A 16,742-nucleotide genomic window follows, 5' to 3' on the forward strand; every position below is an offset into this window, starting at 1 on the left:
ATGGACGGCAACGTCATCATCAAAGCGGTGCTCGACACCGTTGACGTATCCAAAAACATCAAGGCCCTGGAGCGCGACCTCCAGGGCATCTCCTGGAAGAACATAACCGAGGGCGACGAGAAGGCCGCGAAGCTGTCGTCCTCGTTCAAGAAGGCCGGCACGGCCGCCACGGTGACGCTGACCGCGCCCGTGGTGGCCGCCGGCAAGGCCGTGTTCGGCGTGGCCAGCGACTACGAGCAGGCCAACGCCCGCATAGCCGCCGCGTTCGGCGTGTCCGGCGAGGAGGCCGAGCGTTTCAGCGGCATAGGCAAGCGCATATACGAGGGTGGCTGGGGCCAGTCCCTGGACGAGGTCAACGATGCGCTGATCCAGTGCAAGTCCACCCTTCGCGACGTGTCCGACGAGGACCTGCAGACCGTCACCACCAACGCACTCATGCTGTCGGACACCTTCGGCGCAGACGTGAACGAGTCCATACGCGGCACCAACGCCCTCATGGAGGGCTTCGGGCTGTCCGCCACCGAGGCCAGCGACCTGCTGACGGCGGGCATGCAGCGCGGCCTGAACTACACAGACGAGCTGGGCGACAACCTGAGCGAATACTCCGTGCGATGGGGCGAGGCGGGAATGAGCGCCAGCGAGTACTTCTCGCTGCTCGAAGCGGGCACGTCCAACGGCGCGTACAACCTGGACAAGGTGGGCGACTACCTCAACGAGTTCCTGACGGCGCTGTCCGACGGCCGCATGGAGGAATCCATCGGCTCGTTCAGCGAGGGCACGCAGGAGGTCTTCGAGAACTTCAAGAACGGCAGCGCCACCGCCGAGGACATGCTGCAGGCGGTGCTGGGCGACCTCACGCAGATGCCAAACGAGTACGACAAGGCCGCGCTGGCCTCCACCCTGTGGTCCTCGCTGGGCGAGGACAATGCCATGGGCATGATCGAGTCCCTGGCTGGCGTGCAGGACAGCTTCGGCGACGTGGCGGGCGCTGCGCAGCAGGCCCAGGAGGCCGCCTCCGACAGCTTCGCCGTGAAATCGCAGGAGGCCATGCGCGAGCTGCAAGGCTCCATCGAGCCGCTTGGCGAGCCGCTGCTCAACATCGCCACCAACGTGGCGGGTGTCGTCAAGTCGTTCTCCGAGTGGTTCGCCGGCATCGGCGAGGGCGGCCAGACCGCCGTGCTGGCGATCGCCACGATAGCGGCCGCCATAGGCCCCGTGCTGTCGACGGTCGGCACCGTCGTGGACACCGTGCCGAAAATCGGAGCGGCCTTCCAGGTGGTCGGCAAGCTGGGCACCGGCGCGCTGGGGCTCATAGCCGCGCACCCCGTGGTAGCGGCCATAGCGGCCATCATCGCCGCCGTGGTGCTGCTGTGGAACAACTGCGAGGAGTTCCGCGACGCGGTGACCGCCGTGTGGGATGCCGTGTGCGCCGCGTTCGAGGTGGCCATCCAGGTGGCGGGCGACGTGGCCCAAAGCGTCGGCGAGTTCTTCTCGCAGCTCGGCGAGAAGCTGGGCGGCGTGTGGGACGGCATCTGCTCCACGGTGCAGGGGGCCATCGACGCCATATCCGGGTTCTTCCAAGGCCTGGCCGGCACCGCCTCGTCCATCTGGGACGGCATCTGCAACGTGGTGCAGGTCGCCGTGATGCTGCTGGGCGAGATTCTGAACCTGGCCATCGAGACGCTGCTCATACCCTGGAACTTCATCTGGGAGAACTTCGGCGAGCAGCTGACGGCGGCATGGGACGCAATCTGCAGCGCGGTGGGAAGCTACATCGACGCGGTGAGCCAGGTCATCACCGACGTGGTGACGGCGCTCTCCGAATGGTGGGGCGCGACGTGGGAAGGCATCAGCGGCACCGCCAGCGCCATATGGGAGGCCATCTACGGCGCGGTGAGCGCATACATCCAGTACGTTAGCGACGTGATAGGCGCGGCCCTTTTGGTCATCCAGGGCGTGTGGGACACGGTGTGGGGCGCGGTGAGCTTCACCGCCTCCAGCATATGGGACGCCATCAGCTCGGCGATAGGCGCGGCCATCAATGCCATCAGCTCCACCATATCGGCGGTGCTGTCGGCAATTCAGGCGGTGTGGAACTCCATATGGGGGGCCGTGAGCAGCACGGCGTCGAGCGTGTGGGGCGGCATCAGCTCCACCATATCCAGCATCGTGAACGGCATCCGCGACACGATCTCCAGCGTGTTCAACGCCGCCAAGGACACCGTGAGCAGCGTGTGGAACTCCATCAAGAGCGCCATCGAGACGCCGATACAGAACGCCCGCGACACCGTGCGCAACGTCATCGACTCCATCAAGGGGTTCTTCAACTTCTCGTGGTCGCTGCCCCACTTGAAGCTGCCGCACCTGTCCATCTCCGGCAGCTTCAGCATCGCCCCGCCGAGCGTGCCGCACTTCGGCATCGACTGGTACGCCAAGGGCGGCGTGTTCAACGGCCCCAGCGTCATCGGCGTCGGCGAGGCGGGCCCCGAGGGCGTGGTGCCGTTCAACGAGCGCGGCGCGCGCCCGCTGGCCGAGGGCATCGCCAAGCTGCTCGACGGCAAGGGCGGCGCGGCCCATGGCGACACGAACGTGACAATCAACCTGTACGCGACCGTGCGGGAGGAGGCCGACATCGAGAAAATCTCCCGCCAGATAGCCAAGGAAATCAAACGGCAGGAGTGCTTCGCATGATATACAACGGCTTCGACTTCGCGCCGTGGTTCGACACCCGGCTCGTGACCCGCTCGCTGCTGCCCGAGTACGAAATCGCCACGCGCGACGTGCCCGGGCAGCCCGGCTCGCGCTTCATGCGCGCAGAGCTGAAACCCCTGACGATAGACGTGGCGGCGGCCTGGAGGGCGCGCCCCGCCGACGACATGGCGGCCCTTCGCCGCCTCATGGCCTCGCGCCTGCTGTGTCTCAAGGAGGCCGAGCTGTGGCTGGACGACGAGAGGCACCTGGGCCTGCGCTACATGGCCGTGCTGACCTCGCCGGGCGCGCTCGACACGTTGTGGCACACCGGCGAGGCCACGCTGACGTTCACGGCATACGACCCCGTGGCCTACGGGGCCGAGGGGCGCGCAACCGTGTCGGGCACCTCGGGCGTGCAGGTGGGCGGGACGTTCCGCACCTACCCCACCGTGACCGTCAGGCCCGGCGGCAGCACGTCGGCGCTGCGGCTGACGAACATGGGCACGGGCGAATTCGTGCAGATCGACAAGGCGGTGACGGCATCGAGCGCGGTGGTCATCGACATGGCCGCCCCGCAGGCCACGGTGGACGGCAGCCCAGCGCCCGTGACCTTCGAGAGTGACTTCTTCCCGCTGGAGCCGGGGGCCAACAGCCTCAAGCTGTCCAGCGGCACCGCGACGGTACAGTGGACGGAAAGGTACGTGGGCTGATGATTCTGTGGGCATGCGACCGCTGGGAGGCGTACAAGGGACCCATCAAGACGCTGTTCGAGTGCGAGGACACGCGCGAGGTCAACGGCGAGAACGCCCTGAGCATCACAACGCTGGCGCGCCTCGACAAGGGCGACCGCCTGGTGTGGCGCGACCTCAAGGGCCGCTGGCACGAGAACATCGTGGACGGCGTGGAGGAGGAGCGCGCAAGCGCGGGCATCCTCTACACGTACTACTGCCCGACCTCGGCGCAAATCGAGCTCCTGGGCGACTACCTGGAGGACAAGCGCCCCTACGACGTGAGCGCCTACGCCGCGCTGGCCTCGGCGCTGTCCTCCTCGCGCTGGCAGGTCGGAACCGTGGCCGACCTCGGGCAGGCCGGCACGAACTTCTACCACACCAACGCATGGGCGGCCATCCACGACGTGGCAGACACTTGGGGCGGCGAGCTGTCGTTCGAAATCCAGGTGAGCGGCACCAAGGTGACCGCACGCCGCGTGTGCATGGCCAAGCAGGTCGGCGAGGACAACGGCAAGCGTTTCACCTACGCCAAGGACCTCGTGAGCGTCAAGCGCAGCGTGGACGAGGGCAACGTGTGCACCGCCCTGTACGGCTACGGCAAGTCCCTGCAGACCGCCGACGAGGACGGCAACCTGACGGGCGGCTACGATCGCAAGCTGACCTTCGGCGGCGTGAACGGCGGGCAGAACTGGGTGGGGTCGGCCGACGCGTTGGCGCGCTGGGGACGGCCCGACGGCAAAGGCGGCAAGGCGCACGTGTTCGGCGACGTGGAGTTCTCCGACTGCGAGGACGCCGCCGAGCTGAAGAAGCTCACCGAGGCGCAGCTGGCGAAGTCGTGCGTGCCCACCGTGTCCTACACTGTGGACGCCGTGGCGCTTGCGCGCGCCGGCGAGGGCTTCGAGGGCGCGGACGAGGGCGACCTGGTGACCGTGGTGGACAAGGTGTACGACCCGCCGCTGCGCGTGCGCACGCGCATCACCAAGGTGGTGGAGGACCAGCTGCGCCCCGGCGAGGTCACCTACACGTTCGGCAACTACCAGACGGTCGCCGAGCTGATGGCCGCGCAGAAGTCGGCCGCCAAGTCCACCGCCTCGACCATCCGGGCGACCGTGACCGAGGCCGTGAACGCCTCGAACAAGGCATCGACCGGCAAATGGGGCGAGAGCCTGGCGGCCGCCGAGGAGCGCCAGAAGGCGTACGCCAAGGAGGTCGGCGGCACCGCCCAGGACTACACCGACCAGATAAGGGACGAGCTGGACAAGGCCCTCAAGGAGTACGCCGACAACGGGGACACCACGCTGGAGGAGGCGCTGAAGAAGTACTCCGACGACGGCAACCTGGCCCTGGACGAGGTGCTGCGCCTGTACACCGACACGTCGATAGAGCAAAGCGAGAGCGTGCTCAAGCAGATAGACGAGGCCAACAAGGAGTACCTGGAAGGCGTCACGGGCAAGTTGGACGAACGGCTGACGAGCGCCGAGGGCGAGGTGGATGGGCTGCAGAAACAGCTCGACCAGCTGCCGACGGATATCCGCAAGAAGATCGTTGACATGCTCAACAGCGAGGTGAACACCACGGGTGGCTGGGTGTACGAGGAGCCCGGCCAAGGCATCCTGGTGTACGACAAAAAGCCCGAGAGCGCCACCAAGTGCGTCAAGATAGGCGGCGGAATCATCGGCGTGGCCAACTCCAAGTACTCCAGCGGCGCGTGGAAGTGGCGCACGGCCATAACCGGCGACGGCGTGACCGCCGACGAGCTGACCACGGGCCGCATCAAAGGCGGGAACTCGTACTGGGACCTCGACAGCGGGGCCTTCTACCTGCGCGACGGCTCCATCTTCATGACCGACAGCAACGGCAACAGGGTCTATATCAACGCCACCAACGGCTTCCAGATATACGACAAGAACGGCTCCATCATCGCGGGCACCGTGCTGGTGGGCAGCACCTCCATGTTCCGCTGCAACATGGTCGGCACGTCGTCAACCAACTACATCACCACCGGCACGACGACGAGCAACCACCCGGGAGCGTCGTTCGTGAACGGCTCGACCGAGTACTGCACCATCGAGGCCGTCCACGCGAAGGACAGCCCCACGGCGAGCTCGACCGACGGCGTGGGCATATCCGCCTGCGGCTACGGCTTCCTGGCAGTCAACCGCTACTACCGCCAGACGTGGCTGACGACCCCCTACTACGCGGGCTACATGAGCCATCCCGACGAGCAGCTGTACATGAAGAGCGGCAACAGCAACGCGGGCGGCTCGGCGTACGTGAAGCTGCAGGAGAACTCCAACAACTACGTGTACCTGGATAGCAGCCGCGCAGACATTGGGTCGTCGGACACCGCCAGGATACTCGCCCCGAAGTTCGCCATAGGAACCAGTCCGAGCAGCGGCGGCACCTACGGGTACACGGGCTCCACGCAGTTCATCGGGTGCATCACCAACAACGGCAACAACTGGACGTGGGGCACCATCAACGTGGTGAACGGAATCATCACCGGCATGAGCAGCATCACGGGAAACTAGACCAGCGAGAGAGGAAACGGAATGTTCTACCACCTTGTGCAGCAGCCCGAAGCGCCGCAGGCGCTCGACGGCGCGCCGAAGCCGCCCGAGGCGCTTCCGGTGTTCGAGTGCATCAGCGACCCGGCCACGGCGCGGGCCATCGTGGAATCGGAAGACGTATTCGAGTTCGACGGCAAGGGCGGCTTCACGCTCGTGTCCAGCCCCGTGGCCGTCATGGACGCGGAAGGCGGCGAGGCCAACGCCGTTGACTTCTCGGCGCTCACTGACGAGGAGATATGCGGGGTCCACAGAGCGCAACCCGGCGACATATCGCAGACACTTGCGGCCGAAGGAAAGGAGTGAGGCATGGCAACGCACGAGCTTACGCTCAACCTCAAGAAGACCAACATAGCGCCGCCCGTCATCACCGTGCACCAGGGCGACAGCGCCGAGGTCCTGAAGGCCGCCATCTACGACGGCGACAAGAAGGCGGCCCTGACGGGCTGCAAGGTGCACCTCATGGCTGCGAAACCCGACCACACCTACGTGGAGCAGCAGTTCACTGGCATCAGCGACAACGTGGCCACCGTGACGGTCGACCCCGCCGTCTTCGGCGTGGCCGGGCTGCTCAAGGTGTGCTACGTGCGCGTGCGGAACGCGGCAGGGCTGGACGCCACCACCGAGAACGTCCTGGTGAACGTGCTGCCCTCGGCGAGCGCGTCGGGCGAGATATCCGGCCCGTACGTCGATGCGGTGGAGGCGATCATCGCGAACCTCGAAGGGCAGCTAGCCGACGTGAGCGCGCTGAACGCGCAGATGCAGAAGGCCGAGGCCTCCCGCGCGAGCGCGGAAAACCAGCGCGCCACGAACGAGAAGGCGCGCCAGACCGCCGAAACCGGGCGCGCAGAGGCGGAGAAGAAGCGCGCCGCGGCGGAAAGCGCCCGCGTCACCGAGGCGGCGCAGCTGAAGACGGCCTCGCAAGCCGCCACGGCTGCGGCAAACGGCGCGGCCTCGAACGCCGACGCGGCGGCCAACACCGCCCTGCAGATAGCCAACAGCGTGGCGCAGGGCAGCGCGGGCAGCTCGGACATGGCCAAGCAGAAGCAGCAGATAGCCGACCTGTACGGCAAGCTTGCCGACGCCACGGACGCGTTCATCTACGACGACGGCACCGTGTACTGCCCCGCCTCCAAGGCCAGCGCATCGGGCAGCACCGTCACGTTCGGGAGCACCTGCACGGCGTCCGGCACAACCCTCAACCTCAAGTAGAAAGGCAACGAAATGGCACAAGCGAAAACCCTGTCGGTGGGCGGCATCGGCTACGAGGTCATCGACGATACCGCGCGCAGAAACGCGCAGACGGCGCTCAACAACGCCGAGTACAACCGCCAGGACCAAATCGGCAAGTACGGCGGGCAGAACATCGCCACCATCCTGGCGGGAGAGATCGGTAGCGGCGGCGTGTACGACGCGCTGCATAAGCGCATCGCCGCCGCGAACTTCGCAGGCCTGCGCGTGGGCGACTACATCGACGTGCCGCTCGTGAGCGCGTCAAATGTGGCGGCCCAGCAGTCCGTGCGCTTCCTGCTTGCGCACTTCGACCCGTACTACCAGTGCGGCGACAGCGCCAAGGGCCACCACATCGCGTTCATCGCGTCCGCGCCCGTCGCCGTGGCCAAGACCGTCACCGGCGTGGCCAACGACAGCTACCTGATGTGGAACACTGCGAACACCAACCAGGGCACCGCAGACGTGAAGAACCCGTACCTGAACAGCAACCTCAAGGCGTGGGAGAAGCTGTTCGAGGCGTGCCTGCCCGAGGGGCTGACCAAGTACCTGCTCACCCAGCGCGTGCTGCTTGAGGAGCGTTACAGCGCGAGCGGCGCGCTCAGCGACTCCAACAGCTGGAGCTGGCAGGACATCGGCAAGGTGTGGTCGCCCTCCGAGATGGAGGTGTACGGCTGCCCAGTGTGGGGCACCAAGGGCTACAGCGTGGGCTTCGACTGCCAGTTCGACCTGTTCCGCGATACCGCGCACCGCTTGAACGGAACTCGGTGCTATTGGTGGCTGCGTTCCGTTGCGTCGGGCTCCGCGTCCGGCGTGTGCTTTGTCGGCGGCTACGGCTCTGCCAGCTGCTCCTCGGCGACGTACGTCTGGGTTCGCCCCCGCCCCGGCTTCCTCGTCGGCTAGCCAGCCGAGTGCTCTATACTTCTCTTTCGATGCGACCGCCTTGCGCGGTCGCATCCCTGCCCGCGCAGCGGGCCGTTTTTTTCGCCACTATTTCCGGGAGGTGCCATGAGCGGCGTATACCAGCGAAACCGCGAGGTGTCCGAGTACAAGTTCTTCACGCAGGCCATCGCCATCCGCGTGGAGGTCAACAAGCTCATGGCCTCCTCGTCGGTCGTGCCGAAAGCCTACAGGCTGCTGAACGCGGTGCCGACCGTGGAGACGGCGCGCAGCATCGTGTACAACGTCAACCGCGCCGACTGCTTCTATCCCAACAGCTCGTTCAACGCGCTGGAGAGGAAACGCTACCTGACGCTGGCCATAGCGGACTGCGAGCAGCTTATGCTGGACATGCAGTGCCTCATGGATATCGGCCTGCCCGTGAACGCCAACCGCTTCGAGGAGCTGGCGGCCATGGTCGAGGAGGAGATCAAGCTGCTAAAGGGCGCGCGCAAGAACGTGCGCGTCACCGGCAAGAAGTCCACCGAGGAGCGCATAGCCGAGGCCGAGGCCGAGCTAGAGCGCCTGCGTTCGCTATAATGGACGGCGGTCGCGCCTTGTTTATCGGTACAATTGGTGGCTGCGTTCCGTTGCGTCGGGCTCCGCGTCCAACGTGTGCTATGTCAACAACAACGGCAATGCCAACTACAACTCGGCGACGAACGTCTGGGTTCGCCCCCGCCCCGGATTCCCTTATTGCCAGACCGAGTAGGCCCCAGAGCCGAAAGCAGAGCGCGAAGAGGAAGGAAGGCGCGACCGTCGGGCATGCGCCCGTAAATACGCACCCCGCGAGGGTGGCCGGACGCTGCTTGCATGGCGCGGCGCTCCGTGGCTTCGCCGCGTTTCATGGCCATACCTCAAGCGGCTGCCAGAGCCACATTGCAAGCCGCGCGGGGTGCCTCCTGTGAACTCCGAGCAAAGGCGGGCGGCGCGCCGCAAGCGCCGCGAGGAGAAGCGCGCGCAGGCCAAGGCCGAGCGCGTCAAGGCGTGCACGCTTGATACCGTGGCCGACCTCAACAGCCTGTGCAAGGCATCGAAGCAGGCCGCGCGCGGCGTGATGTGGAAGGCATCCACGCAGCGATACATGAAAAGCTACCTGCGCAACGCCGTCCTGTCCCGCCGCGACCTTTTGGAGGGCCGCGACATATGCCGGGGCTTCATACGGTTCGACCTGTGGGAGCGCGGCAAGCTGCGCCATATCAGCGCCGTACACTTCCCCGAGCGCGTGGTGCAGAAGTCCCTGGCACAAAACGCGCTCGTTCCCGCCATAGTCCCCACTCTCATAGCCGCCAACTCCGCGAACATAAAGGGGCGCGGCACCGACTACGCCCTGAGGCTGCTCAAGCGCCACCTGGCCGACAACTGGAGGAAGCACGGCGGCGATGGCTACATCCTCCTGGGCGACTTCTCCGACTACTTCGCGCGCATAGCGCACCAACCCGTCAAAGACCAGGTGGCCTCCGCGCTGCTAGATCCGCGCGTGGTCGCCTTGGAGCACCGCCTGATAGACGCGCAGGGCGATGTGGGCCTGGGGCTGGGCAGCGAGCCGAACCAGATATGCGCCGTGGCCCACCCCAACCGCATCGACCACTATGTGACCGAGATGCTGCGCCCCGAGTCTTACGGGCGCTACATGGACGACTTCTACCTGATACACGAGTCCAAGGACTACTTGCAGGTGTGCCTGCTGCTGATAGAGGGCAAATGCGCCGAGCTGGGCATCGAGCTGAACCCGCGCAAGACGCGCGTGGTGAAGCTCACGCGCGGGTTCACGTGGCTGAAGAAGCGCATCTTCTACACGGAGACGGGCCGCATAGTCGTGAAGCCGTGCCGAGACTCCATAACGCGGGAGCGCCGCAAGCTCAAGAAGATGGCCCGCATGGTCGCCGATGGCATCATGACCCCCGAGCAGGTGGAGCAGAGCTACCAGAGCTGGCGCGGAGGCATGAAGCGGCTGGACGCGCACCGCAGCGTGCGGGCCATGGACGCGCTGTACCGCAGCCTGTTCGGAAATCCCGCGGGGGGGGGTTGCTCAATGCAATCCAAACCTGGAGGCGACACGGATGGGAACATGCCCCTACCCTAGCAACGGAAGGAGCGACCCATGACAGAACAGGAAATCGCCGGGGAGATCAACGGCTACAAACAGCAGCTTGAGCAGAGCGACTACAAGGTCATGAAGGCGGTGGAGCGCATCTTCTCCGCATCGTCCATCACCGACCTGCTCTCGGCCATCGCCGCAGCTGCCAAGGAGGTGGCCGAGATCATCTCGCAGCGCCAGACGTGGCGCGACCGCATCAACGAGCTGGAAGCCATGGAGCCCGACCAGCCGGAAGCGCCGCAGGAGTAGCGAGCGCCCCTTCGGGGGCGCTTTTCTTTTGCCCGGCGACACCTCGCGGACAATCGCGGCAGCGATTCGAGGAGGTGAGAAAACGAATGACCGACGTGCTGGAAATCTTCGCGCCGTACGGCCCCGGGTCGCTTTTCGGCGCGCTGCTCGTCCTAGTGGTCCTGTACTTCGGCAAGCAGTTCCTCGAAGAGTTCAAGGCCCAGAACGAGCGCAAGGCGAACATCGACCTCAAGCGCGAAGAGCGAAAGCAGGACGAGGTGAACGAGCGGGCGCAGCGCGACCGCGAGCGCAGCCAGATGGAGGGCCGCATCGCCGCGCAGATGGAGCGCAGCAACGCGCTGATGGAGGCTATGAAGGCGCTCATGGAGTCCGTCGTGACCTCCAACGAGGTGCTGCACGCCGACCTGGCGAACAGCCAGGCGCGCAGCCAGGGCATGGCGGCGAAGGTCGACCACATCGCCGACCGCGTTGACCTGCTCTACAAGGAATCGGCTCGATAGAAAGGAATCCGAAATGACAGAAATGCAAGCAATCGCAGCCATCGTGCTGTCTTTCGCCGTGCCGTTCGCGGTACAGCTGATCAAGACCGAGGCCATGACCGGCAAGGCCGCGCGCATCCTGGCGCTGGGCTGCTCGCTCCTGGCGGGCGTCGTGACCGGCTTCGTGGGCGGCGTGCCCGCAGACCCGGGCGCATGGGTCACGTGCGCCTTCGCCGTGGTAGGCGGCGTGCAGGCGGCCTACACGCTGTTCAAGTCGGTAGGCATCACATCCAAGTGGCTCGACGCCCTGTTGGGCGTGACCGTAGGCGGGAAGGAGTAGGCAATGGCTAAACTGTTCATCATCTGCGGCCACGGCGCTGGCGACCCTGGCTGCTGCGCAGGCGGCTGCACCGAGGCCGAGCGCGTTCGCGCCCTGGGCCAGCGAATCAAGGAACTGGGCGGTTCCGAGGTCGAGCTGGGCGATACGTCCCGCAACTGGTACGCCGACGGCGGGCTTAACCGCCTGAGCACCGACGCGCCAGTGGTGGAGCTGCACATGGACGCCAGCGGCATCGCCACGGCCCACGGCGCGCACGTCATCATCAAGGAGGGCTTTGAGCCTGACGAGTACGACAATGCGCTGGCCGACAAGCTGGCGGCGTTCATGCCCGGGCGCTCCGAGAAGCTGGTGCGCCGTTCCGACCTCGCGAACCCGAACCGAGCCGCCGCGCGCGGCATCAACTACCGCCTGTGCGAGAACGGCTTCATCGACAACGACGGCGACCGCGAGAAGTTCAACGGCAACCTGGACGAGCTGGCGCGCATCTACCTGGAATGCTTCGGCATCACTGCTGGAAGCGCCCCCGCAGCCGTCCCGCAGCCGCAGCCCGCGCAGCAGGAAACGACCGAGAACTTCGGCGGCACCTACCGCTGCACTGTGGACTACCTGCGCGTGCGCGACGCCCCCGGCCTGGGCGGCACCGAGGTGGCGCACTATTCCAGCGGCGAGACCGTGACGCTGGATAACTGGTACAAGATCGCCGACGGCTACGTTTGGGGCCGATACACGGGCTACAGCGGCGCAACGCGCTACATCGCCGTGGGCAAGGCCACGGGCAAGCCAGAGGCCGACGACTATCTGGTGAAGGTGGGATAGGCCATGCCGTACCCGAGCCCCGCAGACGAGGAGCGCAACGGCGGGTGCGGCCCCATCCTCGCGGCGGTCGTCCTGCTGTTCATCGTCCTGGCCGCCGCCAGCTGCGCGTCGCAGGCCATGGGAGCGCAAGACGTGACCGTGAGGCAAGCCCGCACGGACGGCCCCATATACGACCTGCCCGAGGGCATCGGCCAGGAAATCGTGTGCGACGAGCACAACCGCGAGTACCTGCTGCTTACCACCGAGCAGGGAGGCGTGTTCCTCATGCCGTACATGGACGAGGACGGCGAGCAGGAGATCATGCCGCAGGCCTAGAACGCAAAGAAGCCGCCCCGTATGGAGCGGCTTCTTTCTATCTGACGAGCAACACGAACGCCCGCCTGACGACGAACACGCGTATGTGTTCGCCTACTGAACAGTTGGTGGAGGCGCGGAGAATCGAACTCCGGTCCACGAAAGCCCCCTAATTGGCATCTCCAAGCTCAGTCGCTGGTTTAGTCTCGGACGCTTTGCGCGCAGCGACACGCTCGCGGCGTCCTAACCGGTTCGGTCTTAGCCTGCGCCATACCGATTACGTGCGCAGGAGCATTCCCCTAACATGACGTCGCGCCGGTGTCGGGGAAATCACCGGGTTGACGCGCCGCTATAAACTAAGCAGCAAGAGCCATAGGCTCAAAAGAAGAGTTGTTGTCAATTCAATTTGACGGTACCCCTGTTTAACGAGGCGAGGAGACCTCGGCTTGCTTCCTCTCTCAGAGCTATCGTGTCGAAACCAGTCGCCCCCGAATGTCGGGAAAGTCTGGATGGCATTGGGCACGAGCACCCAACACCCGTCGACTTTTCAAGGAACATGCAGGGCGAGCCCCGCTTGTGGAGTGTTATCTTACCACGTTCTGAAAGCGGACAGCTGTTCTATGCACGAGCTGTGAAGACCCTAATGTGCACCATACTTCGCACTTTTGCTACCGAACGCGTCACGTATATTTTCGCCAAGCAAAATTGACCCGCCGAAAGGACCGTTATGGATACCAAGCAGCAACTCGTCAATGCCCTCGCAGGCCTGGGCTCAACCATTACCGAAGCCATGGATGTCATCGAAGGCTTTGTCCCCTGTGGACATCCCGCCCTCACGGTATCGAACGCACTCGTCGCGCTGGACGCTGACGATGATGCAGCTCTCGCCCAGCAGCTTGAGACCGTCGAGGGCTTTATCGACCACGTGAGTGAGAACCGCGGCGTGGCCGCCTACCACGACATCGAGGTCGAGCTCGCGGGTCCCAAAGCCGATCTGCTCGCAGCAATCCGCGAGGTAGGCGCCCTTATGCAGACCGCAGGCGTCAAGAACACCCAGGTCAACGAGTGGGTCTACCGCAGCCTGGCAGCGCTCGACAGCTCCGACGAAAAGGCAGCCGAGCAGCTCGCGGAAAGTCCCGCCATTAAGGCCGAGCTTTTGTAAATAGCAGACGCGGGCCCCTTGGCGCATCGTCGTCCAAGAGGCCCGCAAACAGTTCGCGTTAACCGATAGCCGCGCCGCCACGTTCGGCCAAAGCAAGAATCGGCATCATTTGACGAGGTTTCTTTGCTGCAAGATCGGCATGTTCGAGCAGCTTGCGATCGTTGGTCACCAAGTAATCGACCTGTGCGCGCTTACACGCGGCGAGCACCAAGTTGTCCTCGTAATCGCGATGGAGCGCTAAGTATTTGTCGGCCAACCAAAGGTCCGACGCATCTGCGCCCACGGCTGTGGCGTTTTCGGTCATGTTCCGAACAAACGCCAGCGCCGCATCGCCAATCGCGCGGGCAGATGCCTCGTCGAGCGCTCCCCCGCTGGCAAGAACGCTACGCCTCAGCTCGTGTTGGACAACGTACAGCACGTCCTTGGCAATATGCACCGGGAAGAACAGCAATGCCCCCGTCTCTGCTGCCTGCCCAATAAACGCACGCGCGGCAAGCGACTCGGCATGGTCGACGCAAAACGAATCAACCCATACGTTGGCGTCCACCATTATTTTGAGGGGAGCCTCACTCACTGGATCATCCCCTTTTGGCGATAGCGCTCGTCCATGGCTTCGGAATAGATTGTGTCCCAACCGCGATCGTCGGATACGGGCGACGTAGCGATGCCCAAATCTGCATAAAGCCGATCTGCCGCTGCCCACGATGCGGCGAACGGAGTATCGTGCGCGACGGTCTGTTGCCGGCCATCAACGGCAGACAGCACTTCCTCGCACTGCCCGCCACCCTGCGCGACCTTGGCCACCACCTTTTTGATGAGCTCGGGCAGCGACCCGCCCGAAAGCCGCAGCGCCTCCTCGGCACGGTTCTTGACCTGGCGATCCACGCGAACGTTCACCTGCGCCATGCCGCTAACAGTACCCATCTCAACCTCACCTTCGACTTTTGCTATCTAAGCTAGCACAACTATATATTTCTGCTAGCACATGGTCAAACGCAAAAGGCCTGCATTCTGGCGGCTGCAACACCGCCCAAATGCAGGCCAAAAACTTAAGTAAAAACGCTAGCGCAGGTAAGCCTTCGCGTTGCCCAGGCTGTAGGCGATCGTCGAGCCGTTGTGCAGCAGTGACGACGTCTGCGGAGTGATCATGCCGGTAATGCCCAATGCCAACAGCGCCGAGTTGGTGAGCATCACCTTGGAATACGAACTCGTCAGACGGTCGATAAGCCCCTGACTCATGCGGCGCAGGCGCACGATCGCGGCAAGATCCGTATCGGTCAGGATGATGTCGGCGACCTCCTTGGCGATGTCGCTTCCACCGCCCATGGCCAGACCCACATCGGCCAGACCCAGCGCCGGTGAGTCGTTGACGCCGTCGCCCACCATGGCAACGTGGCGCCCCTCGCCCTTAATGCGCTCAACATACGCGTACTTGTCCTCGGGCAGTAGCTCGGCCTTAAACTCGTCGACACCTGCCTCGCGCGCGATGCGCTCGGCCGTGCGCTCGGAGTCGCCCGTGAGCATAACGACATGTTTGACGCCCAACGCGTGCAGGTCGGCGATGGCCTCGCGGACCCCGGGCTTGAGCGGGTCCTCGATACCGAGCACGCCCACAACGGTGCCATCGACCGCCAGATACAGCGGCGACAGGCCCTGCATCTGGAGCTCGATTTGCTCCTTGATGTCGGACTCGAGCTGCGCACCCTCGTCCTCAAATACAAAGTGCGCGGAACCGATGATGGCGCGACGCCCTTCAATGGACGAAGCGATGCCGTGCGCCACAATATACTCGACCGCAGCGTGACGCTCGCGGTGCTCAAGCCCGCGCTCGCGTGCCGCATTGACCACGGCGCGCGCCACCGGATGCGGAAAATGCTCCTCCAAGCAAGCGGAAAGACGCAGGATCTCGTCCTCGCTCCAGCCATCGGTGGTGAGCACGCAGGCAAGACGCGGCTGCGCCTCGGTGAGCGTGCCGGTCTTATCAAACACAATGGTGTCGGCCTTGGCAAACGACTCAAAGTACTTGGCGCCCTTGACCATCACGCCCATCTTGGCAGCATCGCTCATAGCAGTCATGACGGCGACGGAGCCCGTGAGCTTGAGTGCGCACGAGTAGTCGACCATCAGTGCCGCTGAGGTCTTGATGAGGCTGCGGGTGGCAAGCGCAACCAAGCCCGCAAGCAGGAAGTTCCACGGGACGATCTTGTTGGCGAGGTCTTCCATGTGCGACTGGCCCTCGGACTTGAGCGAGTCGGCCGTCTGCACGAGTGAGACGATCGAGCGCAGTTTGGTCTGCGCCGTGTTGGCGCGCACGCGCACCAAGATGCTGCCGTCTTCCACGACAGTGCCGGCGAACACGTCGTCGCCTGCGCTGCGCTCGACGGCAAGCGGCTCGCCGGTCAGGGTCGCTTGGTTGACCATGGCGCTTCCCTGCTCGACCACGCCGTCGATGCAGATGGACATGCCGGTGCGAACGGCGACCAAGTCGCCGGGCTCAAGCTCGGTCGCGGCAACACTTACCTCGGTGTCGCCGACGACCTTTTGCGCCTTGTCGGGCACATCGAGCAGCGAGTTGATGAGCTCGTTTTCGCTCATGGCGCGGGTGTAGTCCTCAAGCAGCTCGCCCACGTTGAGCAGGAACATCGTCTGGCCCGCGGTGTCGACATCACGCTTGACGAACGAAATGCCGATGGCCGAAGCGTCGAGCACAGGAACGGTCAGGCGCGGCTGCGCCAGCTCATGAAGGGCAGCGCGCAAAAATGCCATGTAACCGGCCACGACAAACACCGCACGCAGAGGCGTCGGCAAGAACCAGCGACGTGCGTAATGGGCGCCGACGAGTGTCGCCAGGTCCATAACGAGTTTGTGCTTGCGCGGCTCGAGTTGCATCACATAGCCCGACTTGGCATCGGCGATAGCTTGAGCATCGAGTGCGCCCAGGGCGTCGAGCACGCTCGCACGGCGCGGCTCGTCGTACTCCAGCGCCATCTGGCCAATACGGCCATAAACGCGCACCTTGTGCACGCCGTCGATATCGCCGCTGAGCTTAAGAAGTGCGTCGAGATCGCTCTCTGGCACAGGACCCGCCAATTGAAGACGGGTCCTGCCAGGGATCTCGCTAATAATCGAGAATCTCATAGTTT

Annotated in this window: 17 protein-coding genes, 1 other RNA gene and 1 pseudogene; 15 read left to right on the forward strand and 4 right to left on the reverse strand. The window is 64.5% G+C overall.

Annotated features, from left to right (window positions below):
- From AB5Z54_RS05860 to AB5Z54_RS05925, 14 genes and pseudogenes are all read left to right on the forward strand, one after another.
- Complete coding sequence (locus AB5Z54_RS05860; protein WP_368134783.1) at positions 1-2,691, forward strand: phage tail tape measure protein; 2,691 nt, start codon at positions 1-3, stop codon at positions 2,689-2,691.
- Complete coding sequence (locus AB5Z54_RS05865) at positions 2,688-3,401, forward strand: distal tail protein Dit (RefSeq protein WP_117637885.1); 714 nt, start codon at positions 2,688-2,690, stop codon at positions 3,399-3,401. The genes AB5Z54_RS05860 and AB5Z54_RS05865 overlap by 4 nt, the downstream gene beginning before the upstream one ends.
- Entirely contained in the window at positions 3,401-5,953 is a 2,553-nt protein-coding gene (locus tag AB5Z54_RS05870; protein ID WP_368134784.1) for a phage tail spike protein, read from the forward strand. Before AB5Z54_RS05865 ends, AB5Z54_RS05870 begins: the two co-directional genes overlap by 1 nt.
- A 21-nt stretch (positions 5,954-5,974) precedes the next feature.
- A complete protein-coding gene (locus tag AB5Z54_RS05875; RefSeq protein WP_368134785.1) occupies positions 5,975-6,295 on the forward strand; it encodes a hypothetical protein in 321 nt (106 codons plus the stop codon).
- Positions 6,296-6,298: 3 nt separating this feature from the next.
- Complete coding sequence (locus AB5Z54_RS05880; RefSeq protein WP_368134786.1) at positions 6,299-7,201, forward strand: BppU family phage baseplate upper protein; 903 nt, start codon at positions 6,299-6,301, stop codon at positions 7,199-7,201.
- A 12-nt stretch (positions 7,202-7,213) separates the two neighbouring features.
- Positions 7,214-8,122, forward strand: coding sequence for a DUF6273 domain-containing protein (locus tag AB5Z54_RS05885; RefSeq protein WP_368160740.1), 909 nt, complete (start codon positions 7,214-7,216; stop codon positions 8,120-8,122).
- A 105-nt stretch (positions 8,123-8,227) separates the two neighbouring features.
- Positions 8,228-8,698: a hypothetical protein gene (locus tag AB5Z54_RS05890; protein ID WP_199669199.1), complete on the forward strand. Its 471-nt coding sequence runs from the start codon at positions 8,228-8,230 to the stop codon at positions 8,696-8,698.
- Between the two features lie 31 nt (positions 8,699-8,729).
- Positions 8,730-8,870 (forward strand): annotated as a pseudogene (locus AB5Z54_RS05895) (DUF6273 domain-containing protein); the annotation flags it as partial.
- Between the two features lie 192 nt (positions 8,871-9,062).
- A complete protein-coding gene (locus AB5Z54_RS05900; RefSeq protein WP_368160742.1) occupies positions 9,063-10,244 on the forward strand; it encodes an RNA-directed DNA polymerase in 1,182 nt (393 codons plus the stop codon).
- Between the two features lie 18 nt (positions 10,245-10,262).
- Positions 10,263-10,508, forward strand: coding sequence for a hypothetical protein (locus tag AB5Z54_RS05905; protein WP_117637890.1), 246 nt, complete (start codon positions 10,263-10,265; stop codon positions 10,506-10,508).
- 74 nt (positions 10,509-10,582) lie between these two features.
- Positions 10,583-11,008: a hypothetical protein gene (locus AB5Z54_RS05910; protein ID WP_233514508.1), complete on the forward strand. Its 426-nt coding sequence runs from the start codon at positions 10,583-10,585 to the stop codon at positions 11,006-11,008.
- Between the two features lie 13 nt (positions 11,009-11,021).
- Entirely contained in the window at positions 11,022-11,327 is a 306-nt protein-coding gene (locus AB5Z54_RS05915) for a hypothetical protein (RefSeq protein ID WP_117637892.1), read from the forward strand.
- 3 nt (positions 11,328-11,330) lie between these two features.
- A complete protein-coding gene (locus AB5Z54_RS05920; protein ID WP_117765363.1) occupies positions 11,331-12,143 on the forward strand; it encodes an N-acetylmuramoyl-L-alanine amidase in 813 nt (270 codons plus the stop codon).
- A gap of 3 nt (positions 12,144-12,146) precedes the next feature.
- Positions 12,147-12,458, forward strand: a complete 312-nt coding sequence (locus AB5Z54_RS05925) for a hypothetical protein (RefSeq protein WP_117637894.1) — start codon at positions 12,147-12,149, stop codon at positions 12,456-12,458.
- 105 nt (positions 12,459-12,563) lie between these two features.
- Here the strand turns inward: AB5Z54_RS05925 and ssrA are convergent.
- Positions 12,564-12,927: a transfer-messenger RNA gene (ssrA, locus tag AB5Z54_RS05930) on the reverse strand.
- 237 nt (positions 12,928-13,164) lie between these two features.
- Here ssrA and AB5Z54_RS05935 point away from each other — a divergent pair.
- The gene (locus tag AB5Z54_RS05935) at positions 13,165-13,599 is read left to right on the forward strand and encodes a hypothetical protein (RefSeq protein ID WP_368143795.1); all 435 of its coding nucleotides are present in this window, start codon (positions 13,165-13,167) and stop codon (positions 13,597-13,599) included.
- Positions 13,600-13,657: 58 nt separating this feature from the next.
- Here the strand turns inward: AB5Z54_RS05935 and AB5Z54_RS05940 are convergent, their stop codons facing one another.
- The 3 genes from AB5Z54_RS05940 to AB5Z54_RS05950 all read right to left on the reverse strand — a co-directional run bounded on the left by AB5Z54_RS05940 (position 13,658) and on the right by AB5Z54_RS05950 (position 16,677).
- Entirely contained in the window at positions 13,658-14,173 is a 516-nt protein-coding gene (locus tag AB5Z54_RS05940) for a type II toxin-antitoxin system VapC family toxin (protein WP_368160744.1), read from the reverse strand.
- Positions 14,170-14,523 (reverse strand): hypothetical protein, encoded by a 354-nt coding sequence (locus AB5Z54_RS05945; RefSeq protein WP_349091633.1) that lies wholly within the window; start codon positions 14,521-14,523, stop codon positions 14,170-14,172. Before AB5Z54_RS05945 ends, AB5Z54_RS05940 begins: the two co-directional genes overlap by 4 nt.
- A gap of 138 nt (positions 14,524-14,661) precedes the next feature.
- Positions 14,662-16,677 (reverse strand): heavy metal translocating P-type ATPase, encoded by a 2,016-nt coding sequence (locus AB5Z54_RS05950; protein WP_368143793.1) that lies wholly within the window; start codon positions 16,675-16,677, stop codon positions 14,662-14,664.
- Positions 16,678-16,742 lie beyond the last annotated feature (65 nt).

The sequence above is a fragment of the Collinsella aerofaciens genome, from assembly GCF_040910185.1.
In the GTDB taxonomy this organism is placed as follows: Bacteria; Actinomycetota; Coriobacteriia; order Coriobacteriales; family Coriobacteriaceae; genus Collinsella; species Collinsella aerofaciens_BF.

Excerpts from the sequence above, each read along its gene's own strand:
- AB5Z54_RS05860 (WP_368134783.1), top strand. The coding sequence starts at position 1 with ATGGACGGCAACGTCATCATCAAAGCGGTGCTCGACACCGTTGACGTA.
- AB5Z54_RS05865 (WP_117637885.1), top strand. The coding sequence starts at position 2,688 with ATGATATACAACGGCTTCGACTTCGCGCCGTGGTTCGACACCCGGCTC.
- AB5Z54_RS05870 (WP_368134784.1), top strand. The coding sequence starts at position 3,401 with ATGATTCTGTGGGCATGCGACCGCTGGGAGGCGTACAAGGGACCCATC.
- AB5Z54_RS05875 (WP_368134785.1), top strand. The coding sequence starts at position 5,975 with ATGTTCTACCACCTTGTGCAGCAGCCCGAAGCGCCGCAGGCGCTCGAC.
- AB5Z54_RS05880 (WP_368134786.1), top strand. The coding sequence starts at position 6,299 with ATGGCAACGCACGAGCTTACGCTCAACCTCAAGAAGACCAACATAGCG.
- AB5Z54_RS05885 (WP_368160740.1), top strand. The coding sequence starts at position 7,214 with ATGGCACAAGCGAAAACCCTGTCGGTGGGCGGCATCGGCTACGAGGTC.
- AB5Z54_RS05890 (WP_199669199.1), top strand. The coding sequence starts at position 8,228 with ATGAGCGGCGTATACCAGCGAAACCGCGAGGTGTCCGAGTACAAGTTC.
- AB5Z54_RS05905 (WP_117637890.1), top strand. The coding sequence starts at position 10,263 with ATGACAGAACAGGAAATCGCCGGGGAGATCAACGGCTACAAACAGCAG.
- AB5Z54_RS05915 (WP_117637892.1), top strand. The coding sequence starts at position 11,022 with ATGACAGAAATGCAAGCAATCGCAGCCATCGTGCTGTCTTTCGCCGTG.
- AB5Z54_RS05920 (WP_117765363.1), top strand. The coding sequence starts at position 11,331 with ATGGCTAAACTGTTCATCATCTGCGGCCACGGCGCTGGCGACCCTGGC.
- AB5Z54_RS05925 (WP_117637894.1), top strand. The coding sequence starts at position 12,147 with ATGCCGTACCCGAGCCCCGCAGACGAGGAGCGCAACGGCGGGTGCGGC.
- AB5Z54_RS05935 (WP_368143795.1), top strand. The coding sequence starts at position 13,165 with ATGGATACCAAGCAGCAACTCGTCAATGCCCTCGCAGGCCTGGGCTCA.
- AB5Z54_RS05945 (WP_349091633.1), bottom strand. The coding sequence starts at position 14,523 with ATGGGTACTGTTAGCGGCATGGCGCAGGTGAACGTTCGCGTGGATCGC.